At 63.4% G+C, this 17,451-nt stretch carries 17 protein-coding genes; 9 read left to right on the top strand and 8 right to left on the bottom strand.

Annotation, left to right across the window (positions count from 1 at the left end; genetic code table 11):
- The first annotated feature begins 68 nt into the window (after positions 1–68).
- Genes ACQ4WL_RS12355 through ACQ4WL_RS12340 form a run of 4 tightly spaced genes read left to right on the top strand, consistent with a single transcriptional unit; the run spans position 69 to position 4,237 of the window.
- On the top strand, positions 69–302 hold the full coding sequence (locus ACQ4WL_RS12355; RefSeq protein ID WP_436510011.1) for a hypothetical protein: 234 nt from the start codon (positions 69–71) through the stop codon (positions 300–302).
- Positions 299–769, top strand: coding sequence for a MepB family protein (locus tag ACQ4WL_RS12350; RefSeq protein WP_436510010.1), 471 nt, complete (start codon positions 299–301; stop codon positions 767–769). The genes ACQ4WL_RS12355 and ACQ4WL_RS12350 overlap by 4 nt, the downstream gene beginning before the upstream one ends.
- Positions 766–1,632 carry a L,D-transpeptidase gene (locus tag ACQ4WL_RS12345; protein ID WP_436510009.1) on the top strand — a complete coding sequence of 289 codons (867 nt, stop codon included), beginning with the start codon at positions 766–768 and terminating at the stop codon, positions 1,630–1,632. The genes ACQ4WL_RS12350 and ACQ4WL_RS12345 overlap by 4 nt, the downstream gene beginning before the upstream one ends.
- Before the next feature lie 55 nt (positions 1,633–1,687).
- Complete coding sequence (locus ACQ4WL_RS12340; protein WP_436510082.1) at positions 1,688–4,237, top strand: cation-translocating P-type ATPase; 2,550 nt, start codon at positions 1,688–1,690, stop codon at positions 4,235–4,237.
- Between the two features lie 16 nt (positions 4,238–4,253).
- Here ACQ4WL_RS12340 and ACQ4WL_RS12335 read toward each other — a convergent pair whose 3' ends face one another.
- Genes ACQ4WL_RS12335 through ACQ4WL_RS12320 form a run of 4 tightly spaced genes read right to left on the bottom strand, consistent with a single transcriptional unit; the run spans position 4,254 to position 8,254 of the window.
- The gene (locus ACQ4WL_RS12335) at positions 4,254–5,210 is read right to left on the bottom strand and encodes an FAD:protein FMN transferase (RefSeq protein ID WP_436510008.1); all 957 of its coding nucleotides are present in this window, start codon (positions 5,208–5,210) and stop codon (positions 4,254–4,256) included.
- Complete coding sequence (locus ACQ4WL_RS12330) at positions 5,194–7,413, bottom strand: PepSY domain-containing protein (RefSeq protein ID WP_436510007.1); 2,220 nt, start codon at positions 7,411–7,413, stop codon at positions 5,194–5,196. Before ACQ4WL_RS12330 ends, ACQ4WL_RS12335 begins: the two co-directional genes overlap by 17 nt.
- Positions 7,414–7,424: 11 nt before the next feature.
- Positions 7,425–7,895, bottom strand: coding sequence for a DUF2271 domain-containing protein (locus tag ACQ4WL_RS12325; RefSeq protein WP_436510006.1), 471 nt, complete (start codon positions 7,893–7,895; stop codon positions 7,425–7,427).
- A complete protein-coding gene (locus ACQ4WL_RS12320; protein WP_436510005.1) occupies positions 7,892–8,254 on the bottom strand; it encodes a PepSY domain-containing protein in 363 nt (120 codons plus the stop codon). Before ACQ4WL_RS12320 ends, ACQ4WL_RS12325 begins: the two co-directional genes overlap by 4 nt.
- A 217-nt stretch (positions 8,255–8,471) precedes the next feature.
- On the opposite strand from ACQ4WL_RS12320, the gene arsD reads away from it, so the two are divergent.
- Both arsD and arsA read left to right on the top strand, forming a co-directional pair.
- Complete coding sequence (arsD, locus tag ACQ4WL_RS12315) at positions 8,472–8,831, top strand: arsenite efflux transporter metallochaperone ArsD (protein WP_436510004.1); 360 nt, start codon at positions 8,472–8,474, stop codon at positions 8,829–8,831.
- Between the two features lie 11 nt (positions 8,832–8,842).
- Entirely contained in the window at positions 8,843–10,639 is a 1,797-nt protein-coding gene (gene arsA, locus ACQ4WL_RS12310; protein WP_436510003.1) for an arsenical pump-driving ATPase, read from the top strand.
- Here the strand turns inward: arsA and ACQ4WL_RS12305 are convergent.
- Genes ACQ4WL_RS12305 through ACQ4WL_RS12295 form a run of 3 tightly spaced genes read right to left on the bottom strand, consistent with a single transcriptional unit; the run spans position 10,632 to position 14,042 of the window.
- Positions 10,632–11,429, bottom strand: coding sequence for a sulfite exporter TauE/SafE family protein (locus tag ACQ4WL_RS12305; RefSeq protein ID WP_436510002.1), 798 nt, complete (start codon positions 11,427–11,429; stop codon positions 10,632–10,634). The two genes, arsA and ACQ4WL_RS12305, sit on opposite strands and share 8 nt — an antisense overlap.
- A gap of 28 nt (positions 11,430–11,457) precedes the next feature.
- Complete coding sequence (locus tag ACQ4WL_RS12300) at positions 11,458–13,128, bottom strand: bifunctional protein tyrosine phosphatase family protein/NAD(P)/FAD-dependent oxidoreductase (protein ID WP_436510001.1); 1,671 nt, start codon at positions 13,126–13,128, stop codon at positions 11,458–11,460.
- Between the two features lie 32 nt (positions 13,129–13,160).
- Positions 13,161–14,042, bottom strand: coding sequence for an MBL fold metallo-hydrolase (locus tag ACQ4WL_RS12295; protein WP_436510000.1), 882 nt, complete (start codon positions 14,040–14,042; stop codon positions 13,161–13,163).
- 239 nt (positions 14,043–14,281) lie between these two features.
- Between ACQ4WL_RS12295 and ACQ4WL_RS12290 the strand changes: the two genes are divergently transcribed.
- The 3 genes from ACQ4WL_RS12290 to ACQ4WL_RS12280 all read left to right on the top strand — a co-directional run bounded on the left by ACQ4WL_RS12290 (position 14,282) and on the right by ACQ4WL_RS12280 (position 16,429).
- A complete protein-coding gene (locus ACQ4WL_RS12290) occupies positions 14,282–15,607 on the top strand; it encodes a sigma-54 interaction domain-containing protein (RefSeq protein ID WP_436509999.1) in 1,326 nt (441 codons plus the stop codon).
- Between the two features lie 250 nt (positions 15,608–15,857).
- Positions 15,858–16,049, top strand: coding sequence for a YgaP family membrane protein (locus ACQ4WL_RS12285; protein ID WP_436509998.1), 192 nt, complete (start codon positions 15,858–15,860; stop codon positions 16,047–16,049).
- A gap of 29 nt (positions 16,050–16,078) precedes the next feature.
- A complete protein-coding gene (locus ACQ4WL_RS12280; RefSeq protein ID WP_436510081.1) occupies positions 16,079–16,429 on the top strand; it encodes a carboxymuconolactone decarboxylase family protein in 351 nt (116 codons plus the stop codon).
- A gap of 423 nt (positions 16,430–16,852) precedes the next feature.
- On the opposite strand, the gene ACQ4WL_RS12275 is transcribed toward ACQ4WL_RS12280, so the two are convergent.
- Positions 16,853–17,284: a TerB family tellurite resistance protein gene (locus ACQ4WL_RS12275; protein ID WP_436509997.1), complete on the bottom strand. Its 432-nt coding sequence runs from the start codon at positions 17,282–17,284 to the stop codon at positions 16,853–16,855.
- Between the last annotated feature and the right edge of the window lie 167 nt (positions 17,285–17,451).

Below are 17,451 nucleotides of genomic sequence, written 5' to 3'. Positions count from 1 at the left end.
CGTACTGGCCAGGAGTCGCCGGCAAGGTTACACTGCAGCCATTGATTTTTTCGCATGACCTATTTCCCATGACTCCCGAGCATATTATTCACCGCGGCATCAGCATCGTCACCCTGGCCGCCAGCGACGCCATCGACACCCATTGCGCACCGGGCCAGACAGCCATCCGCGAGCAGGGCGACGGCTGGTGGCTGTACTTTGTCGACGAGGATGGCAAGGTCGACGGCTATGACAGCCCGTTCGCCAACCACGCTGAGGCGCTGTGGGCGGCCAAGGCCGCAGCCGAGTTCAGCGCGCAATGAAGGCCAGTCCATGGGCTTTCCTGGGCTTGCCGCAAGCACCCGTGCCGGAAGCGGAAAGCGTGGAGTACGGCGCCTGCCGTGCCGAGCTGGACGGCAAGCGGCTGGTCTTGCGCGTGGCGAAAACCACGCCGACCAAAACCGGCCAGTTCGTCACCGTCTGGAAGCGCCCCCATCCCGATGCCGAGATCGCCCCGCTGGATGAAGCGGACCCCGTCGATGTCGTCATCATTGCCGTGGGTGACGGCGCGCAGCACGGCTTTTTCATTTTTCCGCGCAGCGTGATGCTGGAACGCGGCGTGATGTCGCGCGCGGGCAGCGGCGGCAAGCGCGCGCTGCGCGTGTATCCGCCGTGGTGCGTGCCGGAATCTACCCAGGCTCTGCGCACGCAGCGCTGGCAGCTGGGGTGGTTTGTGGCGGCGGGGGATCAGCAAGGGCTGGATAGATTGTTTCATTGGGAAAACAAATGATTTTTATGAAAATTGATAAGCCTGTTTTCTTTCCATCTGCCCGAGCGTCTTGCGCATGGGCGCGAGCAGTGCGGGAAGTGCTGATGATGTTGTTTCTGAACGTAGCGCTCTGGCCGCTGGCGGTGGTCGCGGCGCCGCCCGATCCGAGCGCAGACGCGTGGCGCGCGCGATTCGCGCGCGAAGTCGATCATCGGCTGGAGGTGCCAACGGCCGACCAGGCGCGCTATGTGGCGCTGTTGAAACAGGCGCTGAGCGAGGCCAATGTCACCGATATGCCAGCACAGACTTTGCTGCTGGTGGATCGCAGCCCCCAGGTACAGGCCGCCTTTGTGATCTTGCATACAGAGCAAGATGCATGGTCGTTCATCGGCGCCACGGCCGTATCGACCGGCAAGGTGGGAAGCTATAATCATTTTTTGACGCCGTTGGGGGTGTTTGCGCATACGTTGGAAAATCCCGACTTTCGCTCCGAAGGCACGCTCAACGACAATCACATTCGTGGATATGGGCGGCGCGGCATGCGCGTGTTCGATTTCGGTTGGCAACAGGCACAGCGCGGCTGGGGCACCGGCGCCATCAGTCAGATGCGCTTGCAAATGCACGCTACCGATCCGGATGTGCTGGAGGCTCGCTTGGGAAATGTTGCTTCCGAGGGCTGCATCCGCATTCCAGCGACATTGAATGTTTTTCTCGATTCACACGGTTTGCTCGATGTAGTCTATGAACAAGCCGTGAAGGACGGCCGCCATTTGTGGGTGCTCAAACCGGATCGCCATACTATTGAATGGCCGGGGCAGTATATGGTCATCGTCGATTCGCTGACTGAAGTGCGACCTGTATGGTCGCCCGCGCCCAAACCCTAATGCCGCAATCACGCCTAGCCACTACACGCTGCCTCTCAGGAAAAGGATGAATGCCATGTCGGAGCCGCAGGGTAGTGAAGGGCTGACAGCCGCGCAGGCCGCGCAGCGCTTGCTCGAAAACGGGCCAAATGCCTTGCCCGCCTCGCGTCCCTTGAGTGCCGGGCGCCTGCTGCTCGATGTCGTTTCCGAACCGATGTTCCTGCTGCTGGTCGCCTGCGGCGTCATTTATCTGCTGCTGGGCGACCGCAATGAAGCGCTGATGCTGCTGGGCTTTGTTTGCATCGTCATGGGCATCACCTTTTTTCAGCGCCGGCGCACGGAACGCTCGCTGAATGCGCTAAGCGACCTCTCCTGTCCGCGCGCCCTGGTGATACGCGACGGGAAACAGGAACGCATTGCTGGCAGGGAGCTGGTGCTCGGCGACCTGGTGCTGCTTGCCGAGGGCGACCGCGTGCCCGCCGATATGGAACTGCTCAGCGCATCGAATTTGACGGCCGATGAGTCCATGCTCACGGGCGAATCCGTGCCGGTGGTCAAGCATGGCTGCGGCGGGACTGGCGCCAGTCCGGAGAGCCTGGTGTATTCCGGCACCCTGATCACGCAAGGCACGGCAAGCGGCCTGGTGGTCGCCACCGGCCCTCACAGCGCGCTTGGCCGCATCGGCGCCTCGCTTGCCACCATGGGGAGCGAGCTGACGCCGATTCAACGGGAAACGCGGCGCGTCGTCAGGCATGTCGCCATCGGCGGCTTGTGTCTCGCCGCCGGCCTGGCATTGGCGTATTGGTGGCTGCGCGGCGACGCCCTGCAAGGCCTGCTGGCCGGACTGACGCTGGCCATGGCGATCCTGCCTGAAGAACTGCCGGTGATACTGACGCTTTTCCTGGGCTTGGGCGCCTGGCGCCTGGGGCGCGAAAGCATTCTGGCGCGCAGCATACCGGCGATCGAATTGCTGGGTGCGACGACGGTGCTGTGCGTTGACAAAACGGGTACGCTGACGGCCAACCGCATGGACGTGGCCCGTCTGTGGTCGGAGGGCTCTGCCCATGATTGTCAGGGCAATCCTGCCGGGGCCTTGCCGGAGGAGCTGCACGGCTTGCTCGAATATGCCGTCCTGGCCAGCCACAGGCGCGCGTTCGACCCGATGGAGTCGGCCATCGGCCAGACCGGCGCCCGCTTGCTAGCCAATACGGAGCACCTGCATGCCGACTGGCAGCTGATCGACGATTATCCGCTGTCGCGGCAGATGCTGGCCATGTCGCGGGTGTGGCAATCGCCGGACCGTTCCGAGTTCCTGGTGGCGGCGAAGGGTGCGCCCGAGGCCATCATCGATCTGTGCCATCTGGCGCCGGCGCGTGCCGCCGCCATCGCGGCCCAGGTGCAGGCCATGGCGAACGACGGTTTGCGCGTGATCGGCGTCGCCAGCGCCACGTTTGCCGCGCCGCCCCTGCCTGACAACCAGCATGTCTTTGAGTTTGAATTCCTTGGCTTGCTTGGATTGCATGACCCGGTGCGCCCGGAAGTGCCTGATGCGGTGACGCAATGTCACGCGGCGGGCATCCGCGTGGTGATGATCACGGGCGACCATCCCGCCACGGCACTGGCGATCGCGCGGCAGGCCGGTATCGCCGGCATGGCCAGCGGTGTGATGTCCGGCATGGATCTGGCCGCGCTGGACGACACGGCACTGCAGGCGCGCCTGGCCGATACCGACGTCTTTTGCCGCATTGCGCCGGAACAAAAGTTGCGCCTGGTGCAAGCTTTCCGCAGCCGTGGCGATATCGTCGCCATGACCGGCGACGGCGTCAACGACGCGCCCGCATTGAAGGCGGCCAACATTGGCGTGGCCATGGGCGCCCGTGGCACCGACGTCGCGCGCGAGGCGGCAGCGCTGGTATTGCTCAAGGATGATTTTTCTTCCCTGCTGCTGGCGGTGCAGCATGGCCGCCGCCTGTTTGCCAATCTGCGCAAGGCCATCGTCTTCATCGTCGCGGTGCATGTGCCCATCGTTGGCCTGTCCATCCTGCCCGTGCTGCTGGGCTGGCCCATGCTCTTGATGCCCGTGCACATACTGTTTTTGCAAATGGTGATCGACCCGGCCTGCTCGATCGTGTTCGAGGCCGAACCGATCGAAGCCGATGCCATGGCGAGCAAACCCAGGAGGCCGGACATGCATTTGTTCGACCGTGAAATACTGCTGCGCGGCCTGCTGCAGGGGGCAGGGCTGTTGGCCATGCTGGTCGGCTTCCACGTGCTGGTGCGGTGGGCCGGCCATTCCGACGAGGTGGCGCGCACGACGACCTTCCTCAGCCTTGTGCTGTCGAACCTGGGACTGATCTATGTCAACCGCCAATGGACCCAGCCTTCATGGAGGAGGGGACTGAAGTCGAACCGGGCATTCGCCTGGATCAGCCTGGCGGCCTCGCTGCTGTTGTTGCTGGTGCTGGGCGTGGCGGCCATCCGCGAGTTGTTTGCCTTCGCGCTCCCGGACATGGCGCTGCTGATGCAGTGCGCACTGGTCGCCGTGCTCGGCGTCGCCTGGTTCGAGTGCGTCAAGTGGGCGCTGGCGACATGGCGATGGCTGCGCGGCGTGGCCCTGGCGCATTGAGGCACGGCCATGCAGCTCAGGCCATCTTCCCGTCGATGATCAGAATTTCTTCGAGCAAGGCGCCGCGGCGCAAGACGAACAGCACGTCCATGCCGCGTTTCCTGGCCAGCGCGACACCGTCCACCTCGCCCAGGACCATGAGCGCCGTGGCCCAGGCGTCGGCCAGCGTGCAGCTGGGGGCGAGGACGGTAACGGCCGCGAGACGGTTCGCTACCGGTTGACGCAAGGCCGGATGCATGGTGTGCGCATGGCGCGTGCCGTCAATCTCGACCCAGCGGCGATAATCACCCGAGGTGGCGATGGCCATGTCATGCAATTCCATCACGCCACCGATTTCGCGGACGCCATGTGTCGGCTTTTCTATCGCCACGCTCCAGGCCTGGCCATCGGGCCTGGCTGAGCGCGCGCGCATTTCTCCGTCGATGCCGACCAGATAGCTGGTGATGGACCAGCCATCGAGGCAGTGCGCCAGCTGGTCGACGCCAAAACCCTTGGCGATACCCGACAGGTCGAGCATGAGCGGTGCGCGCTTGCGCACCTGCCGGCGCGCCAGATCCACGTCCAATGCCCCGGCGGCCGGGCAGTATGTCATGCCATGCTGTGCCGCGATCTGCGGCGATGGCGCGCATTGCGACGGCCCGAAACCCCAGTCTTCCACCAACTGGCCAACCGCCATGTCGAAGGCGCCGCCCGATTCGCGGCTGACCAGCAGTCCCGCAGCGAGCACCTGCGCCAGCTCCGGCGGCACAGGAAGCCAGGTATGCTCCGGCGCCGCGTTCAGGCGGCACAGGTCCGAGGCAGCATTCCAGGTCGACATCTGCCGGTCGACCCTGTCGACGGCGGCGAACAGGCTGGCGCCGATGGCGGCCAGGTCCGGTTGCCCGGCTGCATAGAATACGGCCGTATAGCGGCCGCCCATGGTCTCGCCATTCAGGCTGTAGCGCCGCAGCGCTGGCTCAGAAGACGTCTTCACGATACCTTCCCTTGTCGCGCAGGGCTGCCACATCGAGCTTGAGCGGCGCGAGTATCTGGTCCAGGGCCTGCCTCACGCTGGCAGCCATGGCGCGGCTGCCGCAGACGAGCACCTGGCCATTGTCGGCGATCAGGCGGCGCATATTGTCGGCGTCGTCCATCAGCCGGGTCTGCACGTGGACGCCATGCTCGACCCTGGAGAAGGCCGTGTGCAGTTGCGTCAGCCGGCGGTCGGCCAGATAGTTGCGCAGTTCGGGCTCATACAGAAAATCGGAGGCGGGATGGCGCCCGCCCCAGTACAGGTACATCGGATGCTGGCCCGTATTGTTGCGGATGAAACCGGCAAGCGGCCCGATCCCGGTACCGGCACCGATCAGGATGACGGGCGCTTTGCCCAGGGCCGGACGAAATTGCGGGTTGGGCTGGACAAACGCCTCGATGCGGTCCCCCGGCAGCAAGTTGTACAGGTAGCTCGAACACACGCCGCCGGGCTGCTTGCGCACGCAAATTTCCAGCACGCCGTCGCTCGATCCGCTCGCCAGCGAATAAAAGCGCGGCATGGGACTGCCGGGCGCGATGACGCCGGCCAGGTCGCCGGCCTCAAAGTGGGGCAGCCGATGGCGCGCAAGCCGGCTTTTCAGCCAACCGGCGGTGGCGGGCGGCGGGGCGGCGACAAAGCGCAGCACGACGGTGGGATCGTGTTCTTCCTCGCCGTAGGCGATGCGCTCGCGCAACTGCAGTGCATGCGTATGCGGATGTGCCGGGGCATGTTCGAGCACGAGCTCGTGGCCCAGCAGCGCGCCGACCTGGCTCCCCCAGCGCGCGAATTCCTGGGGCGACTGGCGGTCGATCAGGGCCAGTTCCAGCAAGCGGCGCCATCCGCGCGCCGCCATCGCCGCGTCGACCTCCTGCGCGAACTGGCAGAAGGTAGGGAACTGGCGGTCGCCGAAACCGAGCACGGCGTAACTTGCCGCTTGATGGGGGTCAATACCGGCCAACTTGGCCAGAAAGTGCGTGGCGCTGGCGGGTGCATCGCCGTCGCCATACGTCGCCGTCAGGATGAACAACTGGCGCGCGGCGCCGTGGCGCGACGAGAACTGGTTCATCGGCGCCGTGTGCACGCGTTGTCCGGCCTCGCGCAATGCATCGTGCAGCACGCGCGCAAAGCCCCAGGTACTGTTGTTTTCGCTGCCCACCAGGATCACGCTGTCGGCCGAAGCCGGAGCCGAGTTGTTGGCGATGCGCGGTTTGGCCCGCTGCCGCTGCCACCAAACGGCGATGCCCGTCACCGCCAGCCAGGGCGCGCCGAGCGCACTCAGGCCCAGCGCCAGGCCCAGCCACCACAGGCCTTCGCCCGTATGCAACTGGTAGATAAGTTCAAAGGCTTCCCGGACATTGCTGTGCGCGCGGAAGGCCAGCAGCGCGCCGCTGGACTGGTCGACATAGGCGTCGCCTTGCCGGGTGCGCAAGGTGTAGACGGCGCTGCTGTCACCGGCAAGCGGAAAGGAAAGTTCGCGCAGATCGGCCAGACTGGTGGCCAGCAAGGCTGGCAAGCGGGCAGCGGGCAGCGGCGAGCCGCCGGAGGTGGTGGCAGGGATATCGGGTTCGTCCTGGCTGCCATCGGAAATGAAGCTGAAGGTCGCCGCCGACATGTAGCTGCCGGTCACCGCGGACAACAGCAGGCCGGCGACAGCAAAACGGGCCACCGCGGCGTGCCAGCGCTGGCTGCGATTGCCATGCAGGGGACGTGCCAGCTGGCGCCAACCGCCCACCCGCTTGATCAGCAGGAATAGCCCTGAGACCGACAGCAGCAGCATCGCCAGGGCCGTGATGCCGACAGCGGCGCTGCCTGGCGTGTCGAGGAACAGCGATCTGTGCAACTCCCTGAACCAGCGCGCGTATGCGGGCGGCGCATACGGCGCGATCGCCTTGCCGCTGGACGGGTCGACCCGGTCCACGCCCGAGATGTCGCCCGCGCTGTAATAGACGATGATGGTTCCGGAGGCCGTGCGCTGGATCTGCTCCGCGCCCGGATAGTGGCGCGCCACCCGGCCCGCCAGTTCGGCAACGCTGATGCCCGCCGGCACGCTGGTCGCCAGCCGTTCGAGCGCGGGGTTGATCGACAGTACAGCGCCCGTCAAACCGATGAGCATGACCAGCAGTGCGCTGATCAGGCCAGCGAGCGAATGGATCTGTCGAAACATGCGGGTGGCGGTTACATGTCGTAAGTGAAGGATTTGACGTAGCCGCGCCCGGCAACGGGCTTGCCTGCGCCTTGTTTGGTCAGTGGAGCGCGCACGTCGGCCGGATTATCGCGCCCGTCCTCTGCCGCGCTGTCAACCCGGATCTCGTAGCCCGCATCGATCAGGGTGTCGGCCAGTTCGACCGTCACCTTGAGGGTTTTGCCGCTGCCGACGCTCGCTCCGCTGATCCCGTCAAATTCGCGCGCGTTCATGCCGCTGCCACGTGCCCAGTCGCTCAGGTGCTTGTAGTATTTCGATTTCTTTCCGGCGATCCATAACGTCTTCTTGTACTTGCCGGCGGCATCCGTGACATACACCGCCAGGTAGGCGCCGTTGCCGGCGTAGTTCTTCAGTTGCGCGGTGAGTGCGACCGGGCGGGCCTGGACGAGACCGGGCAGTGCCAATGCACCTGCAAGGCAGGCACAGGCTGTGATGTTTTTCATTGCTTTTCCCCATGGGATGTTGGGCCGGTACGCCGCCTGATGGGTCCCTGCGGCACGGGGCCAAGATAGTCGGAGGCGTCGCCGTCATTGCCGAAGTCTACCGCCAGGCTGCGCATGCGCAGCGATGCGGGGGAGTACTTGGCCTTGATTTTGTTGCCGTTGCGATCAATGGCTCTGAGCTCGTAGCAGCCATCATCGATCTTGATGCGCTGGACCGTCCAGCCGCGCTGTTCGGCTTCCCGCTGCAATTGCTCGCGAGGTTTCCAGTCGGCAATCGGATCCGTGCAGTGGACATCCGCACAGACCGCGCCGCTGAAAGTCAGGGCCGACAGCACCATGCATGTGCGCGCTAAGAACATCGCTTGCTCTCCTTGATAACCGCCTGAGCATGGCAGTTCATGCTGACATGATACTTACCCGATCGGCATCGCGCGATGAAAAATTCGTGTATTTGCGGGTCAGCCATCGCGAGATCAATTTTTTTGCAAATACAGGCGGCACAATATGCCGCCGCGCTTGTTTCCTGGCCATATCGGGCCTATTGTCTGGTAACAGTAACGACAGGAGCGCTTGCAAATGACAATCATTCAGGTATTCGAACCCGCCATGTGCTGCAGCAGTGGCGTATGCGGGGTGGACATTGCACCGCGGTTGCTGCAGTTTTCGGCCGATGCGGAGTGGGCGCGCATGAACGGTGTGCAGCTGGAGCGCTACAACCTGGCCCAACAACCGATGGCCTTCGCAGATAATATGCAAGTGAAGCGCTTCCTGGAGCGCTCCGGTGCCGATTCGCTTCCGCTGATACTGGTCGATGGCGAGCTGGCCCTGGCCGGGCGCTACCCCCAGCGGGCGGAACTGGCCCGCTGGGCCGGCGTCGCCATGCCCGACGCTAGTGCCCCAGCCGCCGGCTCCTGCTGCGGCGGAAAAACCTGCTAAGGAGTTCGTCGATGTCAGCCGCCTTCCATTTTCTCGACCATCCCCCCTCGTTCATGTTCTTCACGGGCAAAGGAGGGGTGGGGAAAACCTCGCTGGCCTGCGCCCACGCCGTGCTGTTGGCCGACCAGGGTCGGCGCGTCCTGTTGGTCAGCACCGATCCGGCTTCCAACGTCGGCCAGGTGTTTGACATGACGATCGGCAACCGGATCACTCCCATCCCGGCCGTTCCCGGCCTGAGCGCGCTGGAAATCGATCCGCAGGCCGCCGCCCAGCTGTATCGCGACAAGATCGTCGGGCCGGTGCGCGGCGTGCTGCCCGAAGCGGTGGTCAAATCCATCGAGGAGCAGCTTTCAGGAGCGTGCACCACCGAAATCGCGGCCTTCGACGAATTTACCGCGCTGCTCACCGATGCGCATATCCTCGAGGATTATGACCATATCGTGTTCGATACGGCGCCAACCGGCCATACCATACGCATGCTGCAATTGCCGGGCGCCTGGGATGCGTTCCTGGAAGCAGGCAAGGGCGATGCTTCCTGCCTGGGACCGCTGGCCGGACTGGAAAAGCAGCGCGACCGCTACCATGCGGCCGTCGCGGCGCTGGCCGATCCTGCGCGCAGCCGTTTGATCCTGGTGGCGCGGGCCCAAGGCGCCACCCTGCGTGAAGCGGCCCGCACGCATGATGAGCTCGCCGCCATTGGCCTGACGCAACAATATCTCGTCATCAATGGCGTCTTGCCGCCGTCAGAGGGGGCAAGCGATGCGCTCGCCGCGGCCGTCGTGCAGCGCGAGCAGCAGGCTCTGGCCGCCTTGCCCGAGGCACTGCTGTCATTGCCACAAGACCGGATCGCGCTGATGCCGTTCAATCTGGTCGGCCTTGACGCCTTGCGCCGCCTGCTGCTGGCCGAGGGCGGCAGCGCGCCTCCCGCCGTGGCGGCGCTGCCAACGATCGCCACGCCGGCCCTTGCCAGCCTGGTCGACGAGATTGCCCAGAACGGTCACGGTCTGATCATGCTGATGGGCAAGGGGGGCGTCGGCAAGACCACCATTGCCGCCGCCGTGGCGGTGGCGCTGGCCAGGCGCGGCCATGCGGTGCATCTGACGACGTCGGATCCTGCGGCGCACCTGTCCGAAACGCTCAGCGGCTCACTGGAGCATCTGAGCGTGAGCCGCATCGATCCGCACGCGGAAACTGAGCGCTACCGCCAGGAAGTGATGGAGACAAAAGGCAAGAAACTCGATGCGGCCGGGCGCGCATTGCTGGCCGAGGACTTGCGCTCGCCCTGTACCGAAGAAATTGCCGTCTTTCAGGCGTTTTCGCGCGCGATACGCGAAGCTGGCAGACAATTTGTCGTGATGGATACCGCCCCCACGGGCCACACGCTATTGTTGCTGGACGCAACGGGCGCCTATCACCGGGAAGTCATGCGCCAGATGGCCGACACGCAGCTGCACTTCACGACGCCCATGATGCAGTTGCAGGACCAGGCCCAGACCAAGGTATTGATCGTCACGCTGGCCGAGACGACCCCGGTGCTGGAAGCCGCCGGCCTGCAGGCCGACCTGCGCAGGGCGGGGATCGAACCGTGGGCCTGGGTCATCAACAACAGCCTGTGCGCGGCCAGCCCGCGCTCGCCGCTGCTGCGCCAGCGCGCCCTGAACGAGCATGCGCACATCGCGACCGTGGCCCGGCAGCTCGCGCATCGCTACGCGGTAGTGCCATTGCTGGCGGACGATCCTGTGGGTATCGCCCATCTGGAGCAATTGACCATGCCGGCTGTAGCGGCTGAACGCAAGGCCATCAGATAGCCTTGACAAACAGCGCCAGCGCGGCCACTGCGGCAACAATCGCAAACGCTTTCTGCAGATGCTGCGCCGGCAGCCTGGAGGCGACCAGGCGCCCGCCCGCCATGCCGGCCAGGGAGCCGATGGCGAAAGGCAACGCAATGGCCCACTGCAAGTGACCGGCCGCCGTACTGGCGACGACGCCTGACATCGATACCAGCGCAATGACCGCAAGCGAGGTCGCGACGATCGATTGCGTTGTCAAATCCGTGTAGCGTTGCAATGCGGGAACCATCACGAAGCCGCCGCCGACACCCAGCAAACCGGACAGGATTCCCGCGGCCACGCCCGCCAGGGCCAGCGCCCTGGCGCAAGGGGCCGTCCAACGCAGTTTTCCACGCGTGGCGTCGAGTCGGCAGGGCGGCGCGCGTTTGCCGGACGCCGCAGTATCGGCGGCGCCGGAAGTGGCGCGCTGGTAGACGCGCAGCGCAACGTAAAGCAGCACGAGGGAAAACAGGATCGCCAGCGGCCGATTCGGACTGCGCTGCGCCAGCCACAAGCCAAGAGGGGAGCAGATGATGCCCGCGCCGGCGATGAGCATCGCCGCCTTGTAGCGTACCGTCCCGGTTTTCAGGCCCATCACCGCGCCCAGGGCCGCCGCCAGACCGACCGCCAGCAAGCCGATCGGACCCGCCTGCGCCATGCTCAAGCCAGCGCCAAATACCAGCAAAGGCACGGCAAGGATGCCTCCGCCTGCACCGGTGAGTGCCAGGATAATGCCGACTGTAAAGCCAAGCAGCAGGATGATGGTCATGCTCGCCCCTCAAGATAACGGCTAGGCGTCATTGATCGGCCAATTCGGGTTTCGCCATCCACTCGCGCCCCTTGAGCATGCCTCGCCAATACAGCGGCGGCAGGATGCGCTCCTTGAGCAGCCAGGCCAGTCGCGAAGGACGCGTGCCGTCAATGAGCCAGGTTGGAAAGCTCGGTGCCAGCTTGCCGCCATAGGTAAATTCCGCCAGGACGATCTTGCCGCGCTCGACAGTCAGCGGGCAGGAGCCGTAGCCGTCGTAGTGCGCGCTGCCCGTTGCCCGGCCCAGCGCTGCCAGCACGTTGTGCGCCACGACGGGGCCCTGTTTGCGCGCCGCCGCTGCCGTCTTGGCGTTGGCCGTATTGGCAACGTCACCCAGTGCATGGATATTGCTCCACACCCGATGCTGCAGTGTCGCGGGATCAACGTCGAGCCAGCCGGCGGCGTCGGCCAGGGCGCTGACACGAATGAAGTCGGGCGCCACCTGGGGCGGCACGACGTGCAGCAGATCGAACGGACGCTCGACGAGTTGCCGGCCGCCGTCGGCGCCTGTGCGGCTGAAAGTGGCGATTTTGGCAGGCCCGTTAACGCTCACCAGCGTATGGCCGAAATTGAGATCGACGGCGTAAGCGTCTATGTATTCCATCAGCGCCGGCACGTAATCAGCAACGCCGAACAGCACCGCGCCGGCACTGCAGAATTCGACCTTGATCTGCCCCAGCACGCCATGGCGCTTCCAGTGGTCGGCGGACAGGTACATCGCTTTTTGTGGCGCGCCGGCGCATTTGATCGGCATCGGCGGCTGGGTGAAAATTGCCCGTCCGGCGCGCAGGGACTGCACCAGGTCCCAGGTGTATGGCGCGAGATGGTACAGATAGTTGGAGGTGACGCCATTGCGTCCCAGGGTTTCGGGCAATCCGTCGATCGCATGCCAGTCAAGCTTCAGGCCAGGACAAATGACCAGTTGTTCATACCGGACGATCCGGCAGCCATCCAGAATGACGGCGTTGCGTTCCGGTTCAAATGCCGCCACCGCAGACTTGATCCAGTGCGCGCCACGGGGAATGGTCGATGCCATGGTATGGGCGGTTTGCGGAGCATCGAATATGCCGGCGCCAACCAGGGTCCAGCCAGGCTGGTAGTAATGGACGTCGGCAGGGTCGATAATGGCGACGTCGAGATCGGGTTGGCGCGCCAAAAGGCTCGATGCGGTAGCGATGCCCGCAGCACCGCCGCCGATGATGACCACGGCGTGCGCCACTTCGGCGGCATCGAGGGGCGTGCGGCCATGATTGATGATGCGCCGCGCCACGCCTTGCAGATCGAAGCCGGCCTTTTTTGCGGCCTCCATGATGTGTGGAAGGGACTGGTGATTCGCCTGCGACAGTGCCCACATCGTTGTCGAGCGCATGCCCGTTCGGCAATAGGCCAGTACCGGCTTCGGTAGCTGAGCCAGCAGCTGGCCAAAGGCGATGCCCTGCTCATCGCTCACTTTGCCCGGTTCGGCCGGCAGGTAATGGGCGCGCATGCCCAGCGCTACTGCCGCCCGTGAGATCTCGGCAAAGAGTGGCTGGTCGCCGCCCTCGCCATCGGGACGATTGCAGATAAGCGATTGAAAGCCCGCCTCGCTGAGCGCAGCGAGCTCGTGCGGAAGAATCTGCGCCGATACGGACAGGCCGGGCGCCAGTGGATGAATTTGCATGTTTGTCTCCGTCCAGTCTGTGCTGTGTGTTGTCAGACCGCGTTGAGCGGTATTTTCAGATAGCGTATGCCGTTCGTCTCAGGCTCGGGAAGATGCCCGGCGCGCATATTGACTTGCACCGATGGCAGGATCAGGGTCGGCATTTCCAGCGACGCATCGCGTTTGGTACGCATGGCAACAAATTCTTCTTCGCTGATGCCGTTGCGCACATGGATATTGCCGGTGCGCTCCTCGCCGACGGTGCTGACATAGCGCACTTCGCGGCCGCCCGGCTGATAGTCGTGGCACATGTAGAGCAAGGTATCCTCCGGCAAGCTCAGTACCTTGTTGATGGAGTGGAACAGGGTGCGCGCATCGCCGCCGGGAAAGTCGCAGCGGGCCGTGCCATAGTCCGGCATGAACAGCGTGTCGCCGACAAAGGCGGCGCTGTGCGTAGCGTTGCTGACGACATAGCTCATGCAGGCCGGTGTGTGGCCGGGCGTGTGCAGGGCGCGGCATTGCAGCGCGCCGATGGAAAACAGCTCGCCATCGGCAAACAGATGGTCGAACTGGCTGCCGTCGCGCGCCATGTCGGCGCCGGCGTTAAACAGCTTGCCGAATACCTGCTGCACGGTGGCGATATGCTGGCCGATGCCGATCTTGCCACCCAGTTTTTCCTTCAGGTAGGGCGCGGCGGTCAAATGATCCGCATGCACATGGGTTTCCAGTATCCATTCGACCTTGGCGTCCAGTGCCGCGACGCGCGCCAGCAGGAGGTCGGCCGAGGCGGTGCTGGTGCGGCCTGACTTCGGATCATAGTCGAGCACGCTGTCGATCAAGGCGCAGTGGCGCGTGGCCGGATCCAGGACCAAGTAGCTGACGGTGCTGGTGGCAGGGTCGAAATAGCCTTCTACATGCAGTGGTGTGGTGGTCATGATCTGTCAATCTCCTGGAGGTGCAAACGTGGCGTGCATAAGTTTTAGTAGTGTTAGCAAAACTTGTGCCAGCACGATGTTGCGCCGCGAATGCCTTGTAAATCCCTGATTTCATTTGTTTTCTTGCTGCCGGTATGGGTACGCCGACATGCCAGACGTCACTTTGGCACTGCCACTGGCAGTGCCACTTGACGCATTGGCAGTCCTGAGACACCATGGCATCACAATAAGGAGCCAGCATGCCCAAGCCGCCAGTCACACACATCGGAGCGCCCGCCAGCCAGCCTATGGTGCAGTCCTTGATCTCGTTCCTGGAACACGAGGTCCAGCCGATGATCGTCCTTGATCCCGACTACACTATCCTGGCCGCGAATGTTGCATATCAGCGACAATTCGGCAGCATTGAGCAGCCCGTGATCGGCCATAAGTGCTACCGCATTTCACATCATTACGATACGCCTTGCGACCAGGCTGGTGAACATTGCCCCATGAAGAAAGCGCAGGAACTGCGTGGACCGGACCGCGTGCTGCATATACACCACACGCCGCGCGGTCCCGAGCACGTTTCCGTTGAATTGCGTCCTATCTTCGATGCCGCCGGCACCATTACCGCGTACGTCGAACGGCTGGAAGTGGTGCGCAGTGCTTCGGCCAAGCCCAGCGACGAAGGGCTGGTTGGCCGCTCCGCCGCATTTAACCGGGTCCTGGCGGCATTGCAGCGGGTAGCGCCTTCGCTGCTGCCGGTGCTGTTGCTGGGCGAGTCAGGCACCGGCAAGGAACTGTTTGCGCGCGCCGTGCATGAAAACAGCGCGCGGGCCGCGGGACCATTCGTCGTGGTCGATTGCTCCGGACTGACCGAGACGCTGTTCGAAAGCGAATTGTTCGGACACGAAAAGGGCGCCTTCACGGGCGCCACCTCGCGCAAGCCGGGACTGGTCGACACGGCGCAAGGCGGCACCTTGTTTCTCGACGAAATAGGCGACGTGCCGCTAGCCATGCAAGTCAAGCTGCTGCGCCTGATTGAATCGGGCACCTACCGGCGCGTAGGCAGTGTCGAGACCCAGCACGCCAATTTCCGCCTGGTCGCCGCGACGCACAAATCCTTGGAAAAAATGATGGCGCGGGGCGAGTTCCGGCAGGACTTGTACTATCGCATCAGTGCGTTTCCCATTGTTTTGCCGCCGTTGCGCGAACGGCCGGACGACATCGCGCTGCTCGTACATTCATTCCTGCGCCGCGTGGGCGCCGGCAAACGCAAGCTGACGGTAGACGACGCTGCCATGGCGCAGTTGCAGCAACGTCCATGGCCAGGCAATATCCGCGAACTGCGCAACGTGCTGGAAAGGGCCAGCCTGTTCGCCGACGACGGCGTGATCCGCGTCGAGCAGTTACTGGCGGCACCGGTGGAGCAGGGCGCCACGCCAGGCATGCCGCTACGCGGCACCAGCGCCCCGCTGGCCGAGGTGCACGCCGGCTTCGGCGGCACGCGCAAGGAACTGGCGGCGCACCTGGGCCTCAGCGAGCGCACCTTGTACCGCCGCCTGAAAGCTCTGGGCCTCGCTTAGCCGCAATGCAGGCTGCCGTCTCGCACGCTGCCATTCGATCACTGCCACTGTGGCAGCGTGGCAGTGCCGCCGGCCGGCTGGCAGCGCGGCGGTGGCAGTCACCTGGCCGTAAGTGCCTGTTTTATATCCCTTACCCGTTTGCTGTGCTGCTGGCATGGAATATGCTCTGATAAAGCAAGGACGCGTCCACGCGATTTGGGCGCGTGTCTGATATTTTCATCGCGACGATTAACCATAGAGGAGCAAGACCATGAACGCGAACGTAGGCAATATCGATCGTGCGATTCGCATACTGTTAGGGGTGGGCCTGATCGCCGCCACACTGTATGGCGCCATCGGCGCCTGGGGTTGGCTGGGCGTCATCCCCTTGGCGACGGGTATTTTCCGCTTCTGTCCCGCGTATCTGCCATTTGGCATTCGCACCTGCCCGGTGAAAAAATAAGACAAAGAATGGAGGCAAGTAACATGGCAATGAATACAAGCGGCTATCGCGCACTGACACAATCCGTATCGCAGCAATTGGCGACCCTGCGCACCGATATTCCCGACGTCATGAAAGGTTTTGGCGACTTGGCGCGCGCCGCAACGCGCGACGGGGCGCTGGACAAGAAAACCAAGGAACTCATCGCACTTGCCTTGGGCATCGCGGCTCATTGCGACGCCTGCATAGGCTTTCATGTCCAGGCACTGGTAAAGCTGGGGACCACCAAGGCCGAGCTCGAAGAAACCCTGGGCATGGCCATCTACATGGGCGGGGGGCCATCGGCAATGTACTCCGCAAATGCGCTGGCGGCCTTCGAGGAGTTTTCGAGCGCCGCTTGAAGGCATTGCGATGGCGCGGTATCGACATGAAACAGGACTCAGGGGGGGAGTAAGGTGATGATACGAAAGTATTTCGCTCCTGAGTCAAGTCATGGGCGTCGTCCGTTGAAGTAAATCGTCCACTGCGATCCGTCGAATTCTAAGACCAGTGCGATATTTACATTATCACAATGTACACGCGAGCTCAGGGTAGTTTCGGCTTGAACTATGGACTGAACGTTTCATGGATGTTGGTGAAGCGGACCCGGCGCGACGGCGATGCCGTTGTCGCCAGGCTCCAAGCTGTCACACTGCTCTGATTCGCTTCACATATTGTCGCCGTCCTTCAGGGCAAGCTGCAAGGAACAGCATGCTTCCTTCTATTTCACATCAGCGCCAACTATGCGCGCGTGGACCCACCCGCGCCGCAGAGCCATCGCATGATCACCGCCGATGGGGCGCAGGAACCGGCTCGGCTATCTGGCCATCACCGTTAGCGCCCGCCTCGATTCCCCATGTGCTCGTCACCCGGAGAAGCAGCGCGATTTCGGCGTCGGCCAGATTTTCGTCCGCGTAAACCAGTTGCCACATCGCCTTCCATAGGCCTAGACGTAAATCGGGTCGCACAATTTCCGCCAGCAACTGATCAATCATTTCGGTCTCAACTTTTACCAGGCCGTCAGGTGTTGTCGGGAGATCAGTCCACATCTCGCGAAGCACTTGGTCGAAAACATCTTCTTGAATCCCCGCATAGTCAAGAATGCCAAGTCGGTAAGTGGCCGCAATCTCAAGCGGCGAGCCTCCACCATCAATAATGACGCTCAAAGCGAGCAGTCGGGAAACAGCCTGCGGGCTATTAGGCGGGTAGGAACGCATAGTTTTATCCTTGTTATACATGGTTAATAAAATACCTGCATCGGTGTCCGAGCAGCCGAGCCTCGTTGCGCCGCTTGATTGTCAGCTATAGCGCGTACCAATAGATCGTGATGGAATATTACGGAAAGCAAATGCGCATCGGCGACCGCCGGGATGGGCTGGCGGCG

The sequence above is a fragment of the Janthinobacterium kochi genome (genome assembly GCF_051380715.1).
Classification (GTDB): domain Bacteria; phylum Pseudomonadota; class Gammaproteobacteria; order Burkholderiales; family Burkholderiaceae_D; genus Janthinobacterium.
The sequence above is the reverse complement of the archived record's forward strand: the minus strand, read 5'-3'. Positions and strand labels throughout refer to the sequence as shown.